Annotated in this window: 16 protein-coding genes and 1 pseudogene; 12 read left to right on the forward strand and 5 right to left on the reverse strand. The window is 64.8% G+C overall.

What is annotated here, in order from left to right; all coding sequences use genetic code 11:
• From LO50_RS03015 to LO50_RS03025, 3 genes and pseudogenes are all read left to right on the forward strand, one after another.
• Window positions 1-210 (forward strand): annotated as a pseudogene (locus LO50_RS03015) (urease accessory protein UreF); the annotation flags it as partial.
• A 361-nt stretch (window positions 211-571) separates the two neighbouring features.
• On the forward strand, window positions 572-1,186 hold the full coding sequence (gene ureG, locus LO50_RS03020) for an urease accessory protein UreG (protein ID WP_021210224.1): 615 nt from the start codon (window positions 572-574) through the stop codon (window positions 1,184-1,186).
• A gap of 107 nt (window positions 1,187-1,293) precedes the next feature.
• On the forward strand, window positions 1,294-1,866 hold the full coding sequence (locus LO50_RS03025; RefSeq protein WP_044314079.1) for a HupE/UreJ family protein: 573 nt from the start codon (window positions 1,294-1,296) through the stop codon (window positions 1,864-1,866).
• A gap of 14 nt (window positions 1,867-1,880) precedes the next feature.
• Here the strand turns inward: LO50_RS03025 and LO50_RS03030 are convergent, their stop codons facing one another.
• The 3 genes from LO50_RS03030 to scpC all read right to left on the reverse strand — a co-directional run bounded on the left by LO50_RS03030 (window position 1,881) and on the right by scpC (window position 5,412).
• Window positions 1,881-2,123: a DUF2789 domain-containing protein gene (locus LO50_RS03030; RefSeq protein ID WP_014818983.1), complete on the reverse strand. Its 243-nt coding sequence runs from the start codon at window positions 2,121-2,123 to the stop codon at window positions 1,881-1,883.
• 81 nt (window positions 2,124-2,204) lie between these two features.
• A complete protein-coding gene (gene amn, locus LO50_RS03035; protein ID WP_044314080.1) occupies window positions 2,205-3,680 on the reverse strand; it encodes an AMP nucleosidase in 1,476 nt (491 codons plus the stop codon).
• Window positions 3,681-3,900: 220 nt separating this feature from the next.
• Window positions 3,901-5,412 (reverse strand): succinyl-CoA:acetate CoA-transferase ScpC, encoded by a 1,512-nt coding sequence (scpC, locus tag LO50_RS03040; RefSeq protein ID WP_023444942.1) that lies wholly within the window; start codon window positions 5,410-5,412, stop codon window positions 3,901-3,903.
• A 521-nt stretch (window positions 5,413-5,933) separates the two neighbouring features.
• Here scpC and LO50_RS03045 point away from each other — a divergent pair.
• A complete protein-coding gene (locus LO50_RS03045) occupies window positions 5,934-6,776 on the forward strand; it encodes an ion transporter (RefSeq protein WP_044314081.1) in 843 nt (280 codons plus the stop codon).
• A gap of 22 nt (window positions 6,777-6,798) precedes the next feature.
• Here the strand turns inward: LO50_RS03045 and LO50_RS03050 are convergent, their stop codons facing one another.
• Both LO50_RS03050 and LO50_RS03055 read right to left on the reverse strand, forming a co-directional pair.
• A complete protein-coding gene (locus LO50_RS03050) occupies window positions 6,799-8,445 on the reverse strand; it encodes an acyl-CoA dehydrogenase family protein (protein WP_044314082.1) in 1,647 nt (548 codons plus the stop codon).
• A 144-nt stretch (window positions 8,446-8,589) separates the two neighbouring features.
• A complete protein-coding gene (locus LO50_RS03055) occupies window positions 8,590-10,590 on the reverse strand; it encodes a sensor histidine kinase (RefSeq protein WP_044314083.1) in 2,001 nt (666 codons plus the stop codon).
• A gap of 224 nt (window positions 10,591-10,814) precedes the next feature.
• On the opposite strand from LO50_RS03055, the gene LO50_RS03060 reads away from it, so the two are divergent.
• The 8 genes from LO50_RS03060 (at window position 10,815) to ybeY (ending at window position 17,902) form a co-directional block, all read left to right on the forward strand.
• A complete protein-coding gene (locus LO50_RS03060) occupies window positions 10,815-11,609 on the forward strand; it encodes a hydroxymethylpyrimidine/phosphomethylpyrimidine kinase (RefSeq protein ID WP_023444938.1) in 795 nt (264 codons plus the stop codon).
• A 14-nt stretch (window positions 11,610-11,623) separates the two neighbouring features.
• Window positions 11,624-12,265: a thiamine phosphate synthase gene (gene thiE / locus LO50_RS03065; RefSeq protein ID WP_041015910.1), complete on the forward strand. Its 642-nt coding sequence runs from the start codon at window positions 11,624-11,626 to the stop codon at window positions 12,263-12,265.
• A gap of 55 nt (window positions 12,266-12,320) precedes the next feature.
• On the forward strand, window positions 12,321-13,604 hold the full coding sequence (gene hemL, locus LO50_RS03070; protein WP_044314084.1) for a glutamate-1-semialdehyde 2,1-aminomutase: 1,284 nt from the start codon (window positions 12,321-12,323) through the stop codon (window positions 13,602-13,604).
• 7 nt (window positions 13,605-13,611) lie between these two features.
• Window positions 13,612-14,235 (forward strand): hypothetical protein, encoded by a 624-nt coding sequence (locus tag LO50_RS03075; RefSeq protein WP_044314085.1) that lies wholly within the window; start codon window positions 13,612-13,614, stop codon window positions 14,233-14,235.
• 117 nt (window positions 14,236-14,352) lie between these two features.
• A complete protein-coding gene (locus LO50_RS03080; protein WP_014818973.1) occupies window positions 14,353-14,889 on the forward strand; it encodes a tetratricopeptide repeat protein in 537 nt (178 codons plus the stop codon).
• A gap of 97 nt (window positions 14,890-14,986) precedes the next feature.
• Window positions 14,987-16,300: a tRNA (N6-isopentenyl adenosine(37)-C2)-methylthiotransferase MiaB gene (gene miaB / locus LO50_RS03085; protein WP_044314086.1), complete on the forward strand. Its 1,314-nt coding sequence runs from the start codon at window positions 14,987-14,989 to the stop codon at window positions 16,298-16,300.
• Between the two features lie 119 nt (window positions 16,301-16,419).
• Window positions 16,420-17,427, forward strand: coding sequence for a PhoH family protein (locus LO50_RS03090; RefSeq protein WP_003301727.1), 1,008 nt, complete (start codon window positions 16,420-16,422; stop codon window positions 17,425-17,427).
• Window positions 17,420-17,902 (forward strand): rRNA maturation RNase YbeY, encoded by a 483-nt coding sequence (ybeY, locus tag LO50_RS03095; RefSeq protein WP_041015905.1) that lies wholly within the window; start codon window positions 17,420-17,422, stop codon window positions 17,900-17,902. The genes LO50_RS03090 and ybeY overlap by 8 nt, the downstream gene beginning before the upstream one ends.
• Window positions 17,903-17,904: the final 2 nt, after the last annotated feature.

Genomic DNA, 17,904 nt, shown 5'->3' on the forward strand with positions numbered 1-17,904 from the left:
ATGGAAAATCAGCTAGCGGTGCTGATGAAGACGCTGCCGCTGGGGCAGCAGGCGGCGCAGCGGTTGACCTCGCAGTTGTTGCCAGTGCTGAGCCAGGCGCAGCGGGAGGCCAGCGAACTGCCGGAGCTGGAATGGGGCAGCGCGCCGTTCGGGTTGGTGCTGACCAGCATGGCGCATGAGCGGCAGTACAGTCGGTTGTTTAGGTCATGAGAGGTGTTGGCACGTGGGTGCTGGCGGCACCTTTTGCGGCGGCCGGCTCGACAGCGCCAACGGCGGATGGCTTAGGTTTCGCCCTGCTGGGCAAGTTCCTTTTGGCAATCGCCCGGATGGCCGGCCCCCCAAAAGGAACCAAAAAGTCTTGCCTCTGCATCCGGGCCTCGCTGCGCTCGACTTCCCTCGTTTCATCGCTGCTCCGAGGGTCGCCGCGCAAGAGCCATCCCTGGCCTTTCACGGCTCTCGCGGCACGATCACCACACTCAGCCAACGAATCCCATGCCTGCCCAAATCGGCAGCGGCACGCCCTTCGCATCAACCCCAAGGCAGCCACACCGCCTTCCAGAGGAGACCACCCATGAACACCCAACCCCTGCGCGTCGGCATTGGCGGGCCGGTCGGTTCCGGCAAGACCGCGCTGACCCTCGCCCTGTGTCTGGCCCTGCGCGAGCGCTACAACCTCGCCGTGGTCACCAATGACATTTACACCCAGGAAGACGCCCAGTTCCTGGTGCGCAACGAGGCCCTGGCGCCCGAGCGCATCATCGGCGTTGAGACCGGCGGCTGCCCGCACACGGCGATTCGCGAAGATGCCTCGATCAACCTCGAAGCCGTCGACCAGCTCAACCGGCGCTTCCCCGGCCTTGACCTGATCATCGTCGAGTCCGGTGGCGACAACCTTTCGGCGACCTTCAGCCCGGAGCTGTCAGACCTGACCATCTATGTGATCGACGTATCGGCTGGCGACAAGCTGCCACGCAAGGGCGGCCCGGGTATCTGCAAGTCCGACCTATTGGTGATCAACAAGGTCGACCTGGCGCCCATGGTCGGCGCCTCCCTGGAGGTCATGGACCGCGACACCCGCAAGATGCGTGGCGACAAGCCTTTCGTCTTCAGCAACCAGAAAGTCGGTCAGGGGCTCGACGAGATCATCGCCTTTATCGAGAAACAGGGAATGCTCAGCGCCGCCTGACCCGCGATGTGTTCAGGCGCCAGCAAGCCGTGGCCTCACTCAAACCAAACCCGGCCAACCGACGACGGCTCGGTCCAGCTTTTAGCCATGCAATCAGAGGAACTCGCATGAACGTACAGAAAATCCTGGTCACCTCCGCCCTGCTGCTCAGCCCGGCGCTGGCCCTGGCTCACCCTGGGCATGACCATGCCGGCGTGGTGTCCGGTATCGCCCACCCGATCTTCGGTCTCGACCATCTGCTGGCCATGCTCGCGGTGGGTCTATGGGCGGCTCAGCAGACTGGCAAGGCGCGCTGGGCGCTGCCGATGACCTTCGTCGCGACCATGCTGCTCGGCGGCCTGGCCGGCTTCGCCGGAATCGAAATGCCGCTGATGGAAACAGGCATTGCCGGCTCGGTACTAGCCCTAGGCCTGCTGGTTGCCCTGGCGGTGCGCCCACCGCTGGTAGTGGCTGCCGCACTGACCGCGCTGTTCGCCGCCAGCCACGGCGTTGCCCACGGCCTGGAACTGCCAGAGCTGTCCAGCCCGTGGGGGTATGCCGCCGGCTTCGTTATCGCCACTGCCGCTCTGCATGCCGCCGGTTATGCGCTGGTGCGTTACCTGCCGCAGGCAGCCGCGCCACTGGTGCGCATCGCCGGTGCTGCTTCAGCAGTCACCGGCGCCTGGCTGCTGGCCAGCTGAGAACCAGGCCTGCCTCAGTGGTAGCGCCGTCGCAGCGCCACATTGAGGCGATCGACCACTTCGGCCCAGTCGGCATCCTCGAGGATTTCCTCGCGCAGGAAAGCCGCCTGGGCTGGCGTCCAGAACGACGCATCGGCCAGATAGACGTCTTCGGCCAGGGGTGAGTGGGTTTCGATAAAGCGCCTGATCGAAACATCATCGTTGGGCAGGCCCAATTGCTCGAACAGGTTATGGAAGGCGTGGATCGACTGTTCCATGTTGAACCTCCGGTGCTGACGCGGGAATGAACGATGTGAGTATCGTCCATTCCCACGAAAGCGCCGGCAGCCCATGCTGATTCAGCGGAACGGCGGCTCGTCAAAGCTGCGTAGCTTGCGCGAATGCAGAGAGTTGAGCTGGCTGCGCAGCAGTTCCAGTGCGGTGATGCCGATTTTCAGGTGCTGGGTCACGGCCCGCTCGTAGAACGCATTGGCCGAGCCCGGCAGCTTGATCTCGCTGTGCAGCGGCTTGTCCGATACGCAGAGCAAGGTGCCGTACGGCACCCGCAGGCGGTAGCCCTGGGCGGCGATGGTGCCGCTTTCCATGTCAACCGCCACGGCACGTGACAGGTTGATCAGCGGCCGTTCCTGCGCCCAGCGCAGCTCCCAGTTGCGGTCGTCATAGGTCAGCACGGTGCCGGTACGCAAACGCTTCTTCAGCGCTTCGCCCTGTTCGCCGGTGACCGTCGCGGCGGCATCCTGCAGCGCCTGCTGCACCTCGGCCAGTGCAGGCAGCGGGATGTGCGGCGGCAGTACGCGATCGAGGATGCCATCGCGGCGCATGTAGGCGTGGGCCAGCACGTAGTCGCCGATGGATTGCGACTGCCGCAGCCCGCCGCAGTGACCGATCATCAGCCAGCAGTGCGGGCGCAGCACGGCGAGGTGGTCGGTGATGTTCTTCGCATTGGACGGTCCGACGCCGATGTTGACCAGGGTGATGCCGTGGCCGTCCTCGGCGATCAGGTGATAGGCCGGCATCTGGTAGCGGTGCCACATCACGCCGCCGATAATCGCCTGCGCCTCGCCCTCTTCCATGCCCCGCTCGATAACCACGTTGCCCGGCAGCACCATGCGCACGAAGCGGGTTTCGTCGCGCAGCATGTCCAGGCCGTGGCGGATGAACTGGTCGACGTAGCGGTGGTAGTTGGTCAGCAGGATCCACGGCTGTACGTGGCGCCAATCGCTGCCGGTGTAGTGCACCAGCCGGCGCAGCGAGAAATCCACCCGCGCGCCATCGAACAGTGCCAGCGGATAGGGATCGGCGTGCTCCCAGTCGTAGAGCCCGTCGGCGATATCGTCGGTAGCGGCGGACAGGTCGGTGCTGGGGAATACCCGCGCCAGCTCGGCGGCGGTCACGCCGGTGCCGGCCAGCTCGTCGCCCTGCTCGATGACGTACGGATAAGGGATGTTGCGGTCGCTCATGCCGACCTCAACGGTGACGTTGAAGTCCTGGATCAGCGGTTTCAGCTGATCGAGCAGATAGGCGCGGAACGCCGCCGGATGGGTCACGGTGACGCTGTACACGCCGGGCGCCTGGACCTTGGCGTAGGCACGGGTCGAGGCCGGCACTTCGCCGTGGCACTCGTAGGTCAGGCGCAGCTGCGGGTAGCGGAACAGGTTGCGCTCCGCGGCGCTGGGCTCGGTGCGGCTGGCGACGTAGCGTTTGAGCGCCTGGTTGAGCGCCGCTGTGGCCTGCGCGTGCAGCTCGGCCAGCTTGTCGACCGCCTCCTCAGCGCAGGTGGCGACGGTGAAGGTTCTGGATTCGTTGGAAGTCATGGCTCATCCTGGCTTAACACACGGGCCTATCTTGGCTGCATTTGGTGACGGATGTATACGCAGCCGAGCGGCTGGAGCCGCATCCGAGACGCCGGCGCGCTGGAAATGTGCGCCGTCATCGGCGAAAAAAATCCGACGCCAGAGCCTGGCGTCGGATTCGGGCACCGCTTCGAGCCCGCCGCCGATGCATTGCTGCATCAGCCGCACAGGCTCCTACCGATTACTTGTCCAGCAGCATGGTGCCGTTCTTGGCGAAGTTGGCATGCCAGGAGAAGGCTTTTTCCAGCACGTGCGGGGTGTGGCCGCCACGCTGCTTCGCCTCTTCGAGGTAGGCGAGCGCCTGGGCCCTGTAATCCGGGTGCATGCAGTTGTTGATGATTCGCGCCGCCGCCTCGACGGGCGCCAGCCCGCGCAGATCGGCATAGCCCTGCTCGGTGATGATCACGTCGACGTCGTGGTTGGTGTGATCCACATGCGTGACGAACGGCACGATGGAGGAAATCTTGCCGTCCTTCGCCGTCGAAGTCGTCACGAAGATGCTGATACGTGCGTTACGGGCGAAGTCACCCGAGCCGCCGATGCCATTCATCATGTGGGTGCCGTTGACGTGCGTGGAGTTCACGTTGCCGTAGATGTCGGCTTCCAGCGCAGTGTTGAAGGAGATGATCCCCAGCCGGCGGATCACTTCCGGATGATTGGAGATCTCCTGCGGACGGAACACCACCTTGCCGGCGTACTTGGCGAGGTCCGAGGCCAGGTTGTCCACGCGCTTCTTCGACAGGGAGAAGGCGGTGGCGGCGGCGAACTTCACCACTCCGGCGTCGATCAGGTCGAAAACGCCGTCCTGCAGTACTTCGGAAGCGACGGTCAGGTCCTTGAACTCGGAAGTCTTCATGCCGGCCAGCACCGCGTTGGCCACCGAGCCCACACCGGACTGCAGCGGAGCCAGGCTGTTGGTCAGGCGTCCCAGCTTCACTTCCTCACGCAGGAAGTCCAGCAGGTTGTCGGCGATCTTCTGGGTTTCGGCGTTCGGCTCGAACAGCGGGGAAGGAATGTCCGGCTCGCTGGACAGCACGATACCGCGCACCTTGGCTGGATCGACCGGGATACCGATCGAGCCGATGCGCTTGCTGACGTTGTAGACCGGGATGTCCTTGCGCGAATCCTCGCCGGCCGGGCCGGGAATGTAGATGTCGTGCATGCCTTCGTACTCGCGCGGAGCAGAAGTGTTCAGCTCGATGATCACGTGCTTGGCGTTCTGCACGAAGATCGGCGAGTTACCGACCGAACCGGTCGGGATGATCTGGCCATCCTCGGTGATCGCAGCCGCCTCGATGATGGCGTAGTCGACCTGTGGCAGCACGCCTTGACGCAGCAGTTCCGCGGTATGGGACAGGTGCTGGTCGATGTAGAGCACCTCGCCGGCGTTGATCTTCTTGCGCTGCACCGGGTTGCCCTGATACGGAATGCGCTTGTTGATGATGCCGGCTTCGGCCATCGACTGGTCGGCTGCCGGGCCCATGGACGCGCCGGTGAACAGGTTGACCTTGAATTTCTCGCGCTGGCCGCGTTCGGACAGTGCCTTCGGAAACACCTTCGGCTCTCCGAACAGGGTGAAGCCGCTCATGCCCAGCGTCATGCCGTCCTCGATCCACGACGCGGCCTCTTCTGCCGAGACGACCTTGTCGAGAAACGCTGCGTTGCGGATGTACTTGTTTAGATCGGTTGCCATGAACTCACCTCAGAAACTCATCGAATGCTCGTCCGTGAAGGCTCTGCAAAGAAATTCGCCAGGCCTGACGAGGCAGGGAGACGGCCACTTGATGTCCGGAGACAAAGCGCCCATGTCTTTTGCCGCTCAATATCGGAACCTCAAAAAATCATGCGGCACTTGCAACCCCGTAACGTAGTCGCTCGCCCCATTCTAGGAGCACCAGCTCGTTTGGCTGTTATACAAAGGTACTAGCAGGCCGCCGCACAGGAGAGGTCATAGCCGGTATCGACGCCCAGCGCAACCGCGACCGGCCGGCGGCGAGGCGTTCGCAGGCCGACTTCCCGCAGTAAACCGGGCCACCCAGGCTGTCGCCGCGCTCAAAGCGCCGCCTGAACGCTGTCAAATGAGGAAACGAACCGGGCACCGCCGTCACTTCCCCGCGCTGGTCTTCGCCACCATACTCGCGTCCGCCCGACTGTATTCAACGGTAGCCCCACGGTCGCGGGCAGGGCGATGATCGAAACAGACAGGTAGGCATCATGCAAGCAACACCCGTGGAAACGAGCACTCGTCGTCGACTGCAACAGGTCATCGAGCAGCCAGCCGTTCAGCGCAGCATTCTGCTGCTGATCGTGATCAACGCGGCCATCCTCGGCATGCAGACCTCGCCGGCACTGGTGGCCAGCTGGGGCGAGCTGCTCAGAGTGCTCGACATGTTGATCCTCGGCGTATTCGTGGTGGAAATCGCAGCGCGCATCTACGTTCATCGCGCGGCGTTTTTCCGTGATCCCTGGAGCCTGTTCGATTTCACCGTGGTTGCCATCGCGCTGGTGCCCGCCAGCGGCCCGTTCAGCGTTCTACGTGCCCTGCGCGTACTGCGGGTGATGCGCATGGTCACCATGGTACCGTCGATGCGCCGCGTGGTCGGCGCGCTGCTGTCGGCCATTCCCGGCCTGGGCTCGATTGCCATGGTGCTGGCGCTGGTCTTCTACGTTTCCGCGGTGATCGCCACCGGGCTGTTCGGCGCCGACTTCCCCGAGTGGTTCGGCAACCTCGGCCGTTCGGTGTACACGCTATTCCAGGTGATGACGCTGGAAAGCTGGTCGATGGGCATCGTGCGCCCGCTGATGGACGTATTCCCCTACGCCTGGGTGTTCTTCATCCCGTTCATCCTGATTGCCACCTTCACCATGCTCAACCTGTTCATCGCCATCATCGTCAACGCGATGCAGACGGTTACCGATGCGGAGCACGAAGCCACCCAGGCGAGCATCGAGGCGGCGCGCGAGCACATCGAGGCCGACCTGCATGAAGAGGTCCGCGCTCTGCGTGGGGAAATCGCCGAGCTCAAGGACCTGCTACGCGGGCAGGCGCGCCGCTAGGCGACGCAACCCTGCCACGGAGTCACAGCTGCGGCGCACTGCGCGCCAGCAGCGCGTCGATGTCGAGCCCGCGCGGCAACGTTCCATAAACCCGCCCATGCACTTCCAGGCGACTGGCGATGAAGGCATCCGAAACGGCGGCGTTGCCCGCTTCGAGCAGCAGTTTGGCCTGCAGGCCGACGGCAACGTCCTCGGTGAGCTGACGGGCGCGGTACTGGATGTCCTCGGTATCGCCGAAGGCGGCCTTCAGCCGCCGGATATGCGCCTTCAGGTGGGCGTCGCCGTGACCGTCGCCGAGCTCGGCGAACAGTACTTCGAGCACGCCCGGCTCCTTCGATAACGCGCGCAAGACGTCGAGGCACTGCACGTTGCCGGAACCTTCCCAGATGGAATTCACCGGCGCCTCGCGATACAGCCGCGGCAGGATGGTTTCCTCGACGTAGCCGGCACCGCCCAGGCATTCGCTGGCCTCGGCGATCATGTTCGGCGCGCGTTTGCAGATCCAGTACTTGCCGACGGCGGTGACCAGCCGGGCGAACTTGTCTTCGTGCTCATCATGGCGATTGTCTTGGGCACGGCCCATGCGCAGGGTCAGCGCCAGCGCCGCTTCGCTTTCCAGGGCGAGATCGGCCAGTACGTTCTGCATCAGCGGCTGCTCCAGCAGGACTCGGCCGCCGACCTGGCGATGCGCGCAATGGTGCATGGCCTGGGTCAGGGCCTGACGCATCAGCGAGCTGGAGCCGATCATGCAATCGAAACGGGTCGAGGAGACCATCTCGATGATGGTCGGCACGCCGCGCCCTTCCTCGCCGACCATCCAGGCCAGCGCGCCGCGGTACTCGACTTCGCTGGAGGCGTTGGCCCAGTTGCCCAGCTTGTTCTTCAGGCGCTGGATGTAGAACTGGTTGCGCGTGCCATCCGGGCGATGGCGGGGCAGCAGGAAGCAGGACAGGCCCTTGTTGGTCTGCGCCAGGGTGAGGAAGGCATCGCACATCGGCGCCGAACAGAACCACTTGTGCCCGACCAGCTCGTAGGTCTGCCCGGGGCCACCGGCGCCAACCGGATAGGCGCGTGTGCTGTTGGCGCGTACGTCGGTGCCGCCCTGTTTCTCGGTCATCGCCATACCGATGGTGACGCCGGCCTTCTGCTCCATCGGCAGGTTGCGCGGGTCGTATTCGCGGGCAAGAATCTTCGGCAGCCAGCGCTCGGCGAGATCCGGCTGCAGGCGCAGGGCGGGCACGCTGGCGTAGGTCATGGTCAGCGGGCAGCTGCTGCCGGCCTCGGCCTGGTTATGCAGGTACATCAAGGCGGCACGCGCCACCTGCGCACCGGGTTGCGGGTCGCTCCAGGGCAGCGACGGAATACCGTGCTCGACGGCGCTGCGCATCAGTTCATGATAGGCCGGGTGAAACTCCACCAGATCGATGCGATGGCCGTAGCGGTCATGACTCTTGAACACCGGCCTGTTCTCGTTGGCGAGAAAGCCGGCCTGCATCAGCGGCCCACCGGCGAGCGCACCGTAGACGTCCAGCCGCGCCTGCGCCCAGCCCGCCTGATATCGCTGTACCCACTGCCGCAACGGCAAGTCGATGCGATAGAGATTGGCACCGTCGAGTGGCGGAACCTGGTTGGTGACCTCATGGGTTTCGGCGCAACTCTGCAGATTCATCTGGGCGTCCTCCTTCGATACCGGCGCAGCTGCCAGCAAGCGTAGTCGGCCTGGGCGGTGCGTCGGCCGCGCGGCAATGGATCGGCAGTGAAACATGCTGCGCGGCGAGGATTGAAGCGAGGTATCGGCCAAAAGGTCCGCGCGTCAGGCAATCGGCGCGCTGGGCGGAAGTCCGTTGGCACGGCCCGCGGCGAGCCCATCCGCGGCGCTCAGCGGCAGGCGCAGGCGCACGCAGAAGCGGCTACCCAGCCCAGGTCGCGATTGCTGATCGAGCTGTCCACCCATCACTTCGATCAGCCCCCGACTGATTGCCAGGCCGATGCCGAGGCCGCCGTAGCGCCGGATCATGGAGCCGTCGACCTGACGGAACTGGTGATAGAGGAAGGCCTGATCGGCGTCGCTGAAACCGATGCCGCTGTCGACGACCTCGATATTCAGCAGCAGCTCGCGCTGCTCCACCGCGCCGGCGAAACGCAGCGTGACGGCTCCGCGAGAAGTGAACTTGACGGCGTTGTCGAGCAGATGACAGATGCTCTGTTCCAGCTTCTCGCCATCGCCGTACACGCGGTCGGGCAGTTTCTCGTCGAACTCGAGATCGAAGGCCAGGCCTTTGTCCTGCGCCCGCGGGTCGAACTGCTGCTGCAGCCGTGCCGCAGCTTCCCGCAGACTGAAACGCTGATCCTGCAGGCGCAGCTTGCCGGCGCGCAGTTCGCTGAGCACCAGGATGTTGTTGACCAGGCGCATCATGTCGCGCGCCGAGCCGGTGGCGATGTGCTGGTATTGCTGCAGCTCTTCCGCCGTATCCGAGCTGGGCAACAGCTCCAGGGCGCCCATGACGCCCATCATCGGCGTGCGCAGTTCGTGGCTGATATTGGAGAGAAACTCGTCCTTGAGTCGGTTGCTCTCGGCCAGCTCGCAGTTCAGCTGTTCCAGCTCGGCTCGAGCGTTTTCCAGGATCTTCGCCCGTTCGTCCTTCAGCGCGTTGATGCGATCGGCCAGCGCCATCGACAGCAGCACTACTTCCAGCGCGGCGCCAAGCTGGCTGGCGTACATGGTCAGGAAGTTGTGCGGCAGGTGCCCGAGCACCATCAGCGTGTTGATCTGCCCGCCGACCAGCAGCGCGCTCCAGGCGATGATGAAGTAGCGCGCCACGCGCATGCCACGCAGCCAGGCCAGGATGCCGGCGGCAAACACCGCCAGGGTGAACAGCAGCGCCAGCGCGGTGGCCAGGCGCAGGGCCACTCCGTAATCGGCGGCCATTGCGAGCGCCATCACCAGCACCGAGAAGACAATGATCAGCCGCAGCAGCCAATCCACCCAGCGGCTGTGCTCGGCGGTGCGCAGGAAGCTGCGGGTAAACAGGCAGCCGAACAGCCCGGTGGCCCCGATCAGCAGCGGCGTCGCGGCATTGGCCCACCAGGGACGATCCGGCCAGAGGAACTGCACACCGGCGCCGTTCACCGAGACCTGGTAGAGGCCGAACGCGGCGATGTAGAGGATGTAGTAGAGATAGCTGGGATCGCGGATGCTGATATAGATGAACAGGTTGTAGACCAGCATCGCCAGCAGTACGCCGTAGATCATGCCCAGCACATAGAGCCGCCCGGGTTGCGCCTCAAGATAGGCGTGATGCGACCAGAGACTCAGGGGCACCTGGATCGAACCCTCGCTTTGCACGCGCAGGTACAGGCGCTGGGGCCGATCAGTCGGCAGCTGCACTTCGAACAGGTAGTTGCCCTGGCCGATCTCACGGCTGGCCCAGGGGCGGGTGTCGCCGGTGTCGCGGGCCAGGCGGTAACCGCCTTTGCCGTCCGGCAGGTACAGCTGCAGGCTGTCGAGCGGCGGATAGGCCACCTCCAGCAACCAGCGTCGCGCGCCTTGCACGGTTTGCGGACGGTAATGCAGATCGACGCGCACCCAATGCGCGGAGCGCGAATAGCCGGCATTGAACACCGCAGTCCGGTGAGGCAGGAAGTGACTTTCGAACGCGGGCGAGGCGACCTCGTCGATCTGCGCGTTGCCTAGTGGATCCTCGAACACCCGCATGTGCTGCCCGAGTGGCAGGTGACGGGTGTGTTCGTCCAGTTCGACGGCAGCGGCCAGCGCCGGCAAGAGGGCCAGGATAAGCAGGAAGACGTACCGCATGATGCCTCGTGCAGGCCAGGCGACGAAAACGGATTCACGCCCCGCGAACCCCGCCACCCGGTCCGAAAACCAAAGTGCCAGCAATCTACCACAGCGATGGTTGCAGCCGGAAAAGGCGAATGCCTGAGGGATCGATCGTCCGATGGCCGGCGAGCGCCGCAGCGGCGGTTAAACGCACAACTGCCGCGTCCCGCCAGCGCTGTTTGGTGATAAGCTCGCACGCCATGAAAAACCCTACTTCAAGACCCGTCGTCCTCTGTCTGTCCGGCCATGATCCCAGTGGCGGCGCCGGCCTGCAGGCGGACATCGAAGCCCTCCTGGCGCAAGCCTGTCACGCCGCACCGACGGTCACCGCACTGACCGTGCAGGATACTGTCAACGTCACCGACTTCCGCGTCCTCGACCGCGAATGGGTGCTCGCCCAGGCCAACGCAGTGATCGCCGATATGCCGATCGCGGCAGTCAAGCTCGGCATGCTCGGCTCGGTGGAAATGGTTGAGACCGTTCTCGAGATCATGGCCAGGCTGCCCGGCGTGCCGCTGGTCTGCGATCCGGTGCTACGCGCCGGTGGCGGCGGCGCGCTGGGCAAGGATGATGTCGGCTTCGCCATGCGCGAGCGGTTGTTCCCGGTGTCGACCATCGCCACACCGAACCTGCCGGAAGCCCGCATCCTCGCCGAGCTGCCCGAGGGCAGCGCCGACGAATGTGCCGAACGCCTGCTGCCGCACATCCGCCACCTGCTGATCACCGGCGGCCACGGCGATGAAAGCGAAGTGCATAACCGTCTTTACTGCCGCGATGGTAGCCGCCACGATTTCACCTGCGCGCGCCTGCCCGGCAGCTATCACGGTTCCGGCTGCACACTGGCCAGCGCCCTGGCCGGCCGTTTGGCGCTGGGCGAGGAGCTGACCAGTGCCGTCCGTTCGGCGCTCGACTACACCTGGCGCACCCTGCGCGATGCCGAGGCGCCCGGCCACGGGCAATTCGTCCCGCGGCGCCTGCCACTGGACCTGGTCTGACTGGAGAGCAGCGCATGAAGGATTCGACCCGCCTGCGCGGCCTGTACGCCATCACCGACAGCAAGTTGCTCGCCGAGGGCCGTTTGCTGCCGTATGTCGAAGCCGCGTTGAAAGGTGGCGCCCGCCTGCTGCAGTACCGCGACAAATCCAGTGACGAGGCCCGTCGACTGCGTGAGGCCGATGCGTTGCAGGAACTCTGCGCCCGCCATGGCGCGCAACTGATCATCAACGACGACGCCGAGCTGGCGGCGCGACTGGGTGTCGGCCTGCACTTAGGCCAGGAAGATGGCTCGCTGGCCGCCGCCCGTGCCCTGCTCGGCCGCCAGGCAATCATCGGCGCCACCTGCCATGCGCAGCTGCCGCTGGCCGAGCAGGCCGCGCGTGAGGGCGCCAGCTATGTCGCCTTCGGCCGCTTCTTCCAGTCGCAGACAAAGCCGGGCGCACCCTCGGCCGGTCCCGAGCTGCTGCGCGAGGCCCGCGCCCGCATTGGCCTGCCGATTGTCGCCATTGGCGGCATCACGCCGGAAACGGCACCAAGCCTGATCGCCGAGGGCGTGCAGATGATCGCCGTGGTGCACGCGCTGTTCGCCGCTGACAGCCCCGCCGAGGTCGAGCGCCGCGCCAGAGCGTTCAGCCAGTTGTTCAATACCCCCTGATTCCGCCACCGCTGACCCGCCATACGGCGGTCAGCCCCTGTTCTGCGAGGCCCGCATGTCCCGTTCCGAAACCCTTTTTGCCAGCGCCCAGACCCACATCCCTGGCGGCGTCAATTCCCCCGTGCGCGCCTTTCGCAGCGTCGGCGGCACCCCGCTGTTTCTCAAGCACGCCGCCGGCGCCTATGTGATCGACGAAGATGACAAGCGCTACGTCGACTACGTCGGCTCCTGGGGCCCGATGATTCTCGGCCACAGCCACCCTGAGGTGCTCGATGCCGTGCGCCGCCAGCTCGAACACGGGCTGTCCTACGGCGCGCCGACCGCCATGGAAACCGAGATGGCCGAACTGGTCTGCCGCCTGGTGCCATCCATGGAGATGGTGCGCATGGTCAGCTCCGGCACCGAAGCGACCATGAGCGCGATCCGCCTGGCCCGTGGCTACACCGGCCGCGATGACATCATCAAGTTCGAAGGTTGCTACCACGGTCACTCCGACAGCCTGCTGGTCAAAGCCGGCTCTGGCGCCCTGACCCAGGGCGTGCCGAGCTCGGCCGGGGTGCCGGCGGATTTCGCCAAGCACACCCTGACCCTGGCCTACAACGACCTAGCAGAAGTCGAAGCCACGCTGAAGGAAAAAGGCGAGCAGGTCGCCTGCATCATCGTCGAGCCGGTCGCCGGCAACATGAACTGCGTTCCCCCGGCACCAGGCTTCCTCGAAGGCCTGCGCGCCCTGTGTGACGCGTATGGCGTGGTGCTGATCTTCGACGAAGTGATGACCGGTTTCCGCGTCGCCCTCGGCGGCGCCCAGGCCTACTACGGCGTGACTCCGGACCTGTCGACGTTCGGCAAGATCATCGGCGGCGGCATGCCGGTCGGCTGCTTTGGCGGCAAGCGCGCCATCATGCAGCACATCGCGCCGCTTGGCCCGGTCTACCAGGCCGGCACCCTGTCGGGCAATCCACTGGCGATGGCCGCGGGCCTGACCACGCTGGGCCTGATCAGCCGCCCCGGCTTCCATGACGAACTGAGCGCCTACACCAGCCGTATGCTGCAAGGCCTGCAGGACCGCGCCGATGCCGCTGGCATCCCCTTCGTAACCACCCAGGTCGGCGGCATGTTCGGTCTGTATTTCAGCGGCGCCGATGACATTGTGACCTTCGCCGATGTCATGGCCAGCGATGCCGACCGCTTCAAGCGCTTCTTCCATCTGATGCTCGAAGGTGGCGTCTACCTGGCACCGAGCGCGTTCGAGGCCGGTTTCACTTCCATCGCCCATGGCGACACCGAGCTCGCAATCACTCTGGATGCCGCCGAGCGCGCCTTCGCCAAGCTCAAGTGACCCGACGATGGAATTGCTGCAGAGCATCCTGCTCGCCCTGACTGCCGGCGTCAGCGCGGTGCTGATCGGCCGCGCCCGGCGCCGTTACGGCGAGGCGGACCAGCCAGCGCTGTTCAGCGCACTGCTTGGCTTCATCCTGACGGCCGCCAGCGCTGCGTGCGCCGCGGCGAGCCTGTTTGGCATGGATCTGGAGGAGGCGCACCAGTGGCTGGAGCGCGCCAGCCTGCTGCTCGGTTTGCCGCTGATAGCGGTGGCTGCGCTGACCCTGGCGCGGCGCTGGGTGTGGAGTCGACCGAACTGGGGTCGCGTGGTGTTGGGGCTGTGCGTGTTCTTCGAACTGGCGCGACAGCTGGGCTGGAGCGAGCCCTACGCCTTCGGCCTGATGCTGACCAGTGCGCTGCTGGTGGTCTATGCCGGCGCGCTGCAATGGCCGGCAAGCCTGCCGACCCTTGCCGGCTTGGCGGCTGGCGCGCTTCTGCTGGGCGCGGCACCGCTGCCGAACGGCGTGTCGATCGTCCATCCGCTCGGCGACCTGAGACCGCTGCTGTTGGCCATCGCCAGCCCGCTGCTGGCCATTCTGCTGGTGCGCCTGCCGGGCAGCACACGCGAGGACAGTCCGGCAGTCGCGTAAAAAGCCGATGACAGGCGGTTAAAGGCTTTGTAAGCAGGCTGCAGCTTATCCATAATGTGACGGCTGGCTCGTTCCAGCCTTTCATTACCGCCCTGCTCCTCGAGGCGCCAGATTTTCATGATCCGCACCGGCCGCATCCTGTCTTTGGGCTGTCTGCTGCTTCTCTCGCCTCTCACGGCCCTGGCCGGCGGGAATACCCTGCTGATCCCGGCGACCGCGCGCTGCGCGCTCGACACCCTTCCCGAAGAACTCCCCGAAGCACTGCGCAACTGCCAGCAGGCCGCCAGCGAAGGCGATGTGCAAGCCGCCTACGAGCTGGGCGAGTTTCACTACGACGGCAAGCGTGCGCCACGCGACCTGGCCAAGGCGCTGTACTGGTTCGAGCAGGCCTCACTGCGCGGTCATGCAGCCGCGCAACACCGGCTCGGCGTGATGTTCTTCCGCGGCGAAGGGGTCAAGGCCAACAACGTCCAGGCCTACATCGTGCTGAAGATGGCTGCCGTGAATGGCGAAGACGATGCGCTGGATACCGCCGACCGAGTTTCCGGACAGATGCGTCGCGACGAGCTGGAAATTGCCACCCAGGTCCTCGGGCAGATCTTCCGCGACTACCTGATGCAACTGCAGGCCGCCGACGCGCCGCAGATCCCCTGAACAATCGAGAAACCCCACGGCATCCACCCGCGCTTTCCCCTGCTCGGTCGTGGGCATATAATCGCCGGTCATTTTTTGCACAACGCCGGCCCGTAACATGACCCGCAAGCTTTTCATCGAAACCCATGGCTGCCAGATGAACGAGTACGACAGCTCGCGCATGGTGGACCTGCTGGGCGAACACCAGGCCATGGAGATCACCGAGAACCCGGCAGAAGCCGACGTGATTCTTCTCAATACCTGCTCGATCCGCGAAAAGGCCCAGGAAAAGGTCTTCTCGCAACTGGGTCGCTGGCGCGAACTGAAGCTGGACAATCCGCAACTGGTGATCGGCGTCGGCGGCTGCGTGGCCAGCCAGGAAGGCGCGGCCATTCGCGACCGCGCCCCGTACGTCGACGTGGTCTTCGGGCCACAGACCCTGCATCGTCTGCCGGAAATGATCGACGCCGCACGCACCACCAAGAAGCCGCAGGTGGACATTTCGTTCCCCGAGATCGAGAAGTTCGACCGCCTGCCAGAGCCGCGCGTCGACGGCCCCAGTGCCTTCGTTTCAGTCATGGAAGGCTGCAGCAAGTACTGCACCTTCTGCGTGGTGCCCTATACCCGCGGCGAAGAAGTCAGCCGCCCGCTGGCCGACGTGCTGGCGGAAGTCGTCCACCTGGCCGAAAACGGCGTGAAGGAAGTCACCCTGCTGGGGCAGAACGTCAATGGCTATCGCTACGACGGGCATGACTTCGCCGACCTGCTGCACGCCGTCGCCGCAGTAGAAGGCATCGGCCGTATCCGCTACACCACCAGCCATCCACTGGAGTTCTCCGACGCGATCATCCAGGCCCATGCGGACATCCCGCAGCTGGTGAAATATCTGCATCTGCCGGTGCAGGCCGGGTCCGACCGCATCCTCGCGGCGATGAAGCGCAACCACACCGCCTTGGAGTACAAGTCGCGCATCCGCCGGCTCAAGGCCGCAGTGCCGGACATCCTGATCAGCTCGGACTTCATCGTTGGCTTCCCCGGCGAGACCGACAAGGACTTCGAACAGACCATGAAGCTGATCGAAGACGTTGGCTTCGACTTCTCCTACTCCTTCGTCTATAGCTCGCGCCCCGGCACCCCAGCCGCGGACTTGGTCGACGACACCCCGGACGAGGTGAAAAAGCAGCGCCTGGCGATCCTCCAGCAGCGCATCAATCAGCAGGGCTTCGAGAACAGCCGACGGATGGTAGGTACCACTCAGCGCATCCTCATCAGCGACTACTCGAAGAAGGACCCTGGCATGCTGCAGGGCCGTACCGAGCACAATCGCATCGTCAACTTCCGCTGCGACAACCCGCGGCTGATCGGCCAGTTCGTCGACGTGCACATCGACGACGCGCTGCCGCACTCGCTACGTGGCACCTTGCTAGGTTGAGAACCGGGCATGCGGCCCCCATGTGATTGCATCGGGGCCGCGACTGCGCTTTCCGCTTTGCGCCCGCGGCGCTATTCTTCCCTCACCACTTCGCCGACCACGGCCACATATAAAAGCCCTTGAACGCACCCATAGAACCGCATCGTTTCACCCTCGAACCCTTTGAAGCCCGTCGCTTCGCCAATCTCTGCGGCCAATTCGACGAGCATCTGCGCCTGATCGAACAGCGCCTGGAACTGGAGATCCGCAACCGCGGCAACCAGTTCGAGCTGATCGGCCCAACCGACGCGGCCAAGTCTGCCGAACAGCTGCTGCGCCGGCTGTACCGGGAAACCAAGAACACCGAGCTCTCTCCGGACATGGTGCACCTGTACCTGCAGGAATCCGGAATGGAGGAGCTGGCCAATCCGAATGCGCACCAGGGCGTCGCCCTGCGCACCAAGAAGGGCATGATCCGCCCCCGCGGTGCGAATCAGCAGCGCTACGTCAAAGCCATCCTCGACAACGACATCAACTTCGGCGTCGGCCCGGCCGGTACCGGCAAGACCTACCTCGCCGTCGCCTGTGCCGTGGACGCGCTGGAGCGCGAACAGGTGCGCCGCATCCTCCTTGTACGCCCGGCTGTGGAAGCTGGCGAAAAGCTCGGTTTCCTGCCCGGCGACCTGGCACAGAAGATCGATCCCTACCTGCGCCCCCTCTACGACGCGCTCTACGAGATGCTCGGCTTCGAGCATGTGGCACGGCTGATCGAGAAGCAGGTGATCGAGATCGCCCCGCTGGCCTACATGCGCGGCCGCACGCTGAACAACAGCTTCATCATCCTCGATGAAAGCCAGAACACCACCCAGGAACAGATGAAGATGTTCCTTACGCGGATCGGCTTCGGCTCCACCGCGGTGATCACCGGCGACATCACCCAGGTCGACCTGCCCCGCGGCACCAAGAGCGGTCTGGCGCACGTCATCGAGGTGCTCAAGGACGTCAACGGCATCAGCTTCACCCACTTCAAGCCAAAGGACGTCGTGCGCCATCCGCTGGTGCAGCGCATCGTCGAGGCCTACGAGTCCTTCGAGGATCGCCAGTCGCCGGCCAGCAAGCGTGCCGCGCAGGACGCCAGCGATGATTGAGCTCGACCTGCAGTGCGCCAGCACGGGCGCTGCGCCGGCCCTCGCCGATCTGCAGCGCTGGTGCGAACTGGCGCTACGCCAGCGTAGCGGCGACTCGGAGCTGACCATTCGCTTGGTGGACGAGGAAGAAGGGCGCGAGCTGAACCGCACCTGGCGGCAGAAGGACTACGCGACCAACGTGCTGTCGTTCCCGGCAGACGTTCCCGACGAACTGCTGGACATCCCGCTGCTCGGCGACCTGGTCATCTGCGTCCCGGTGGTCGAGCGCGAAGCCGCGGAACAGGGCAAGGCACTGGCCGCACACTGGGCGCATCTGGTCATCCATGGCTGTCTGCATCTGCTCGGCTACGATCACATCGACGATGCCGAAGCGGAAGAGATGGAAGAGCTGGAGCGTCAACTGCTGGCCGAGCTGGGTCATCCCGACCCCTATGCCGAAGAATCGCCCGTCATGGGCACTTGCAAGGACTCCTGAGT

The sequence above is a fragment of the Stutzerimonas stutzeri genome (assembly GCF_000935215.1).
Classification (GTDB): domain Bacteria; phylum Pseudomonadota; class Gammaproteobacteria; order Pseudomonadales; family Pseudomonadaceae; genus Stutzerimonas.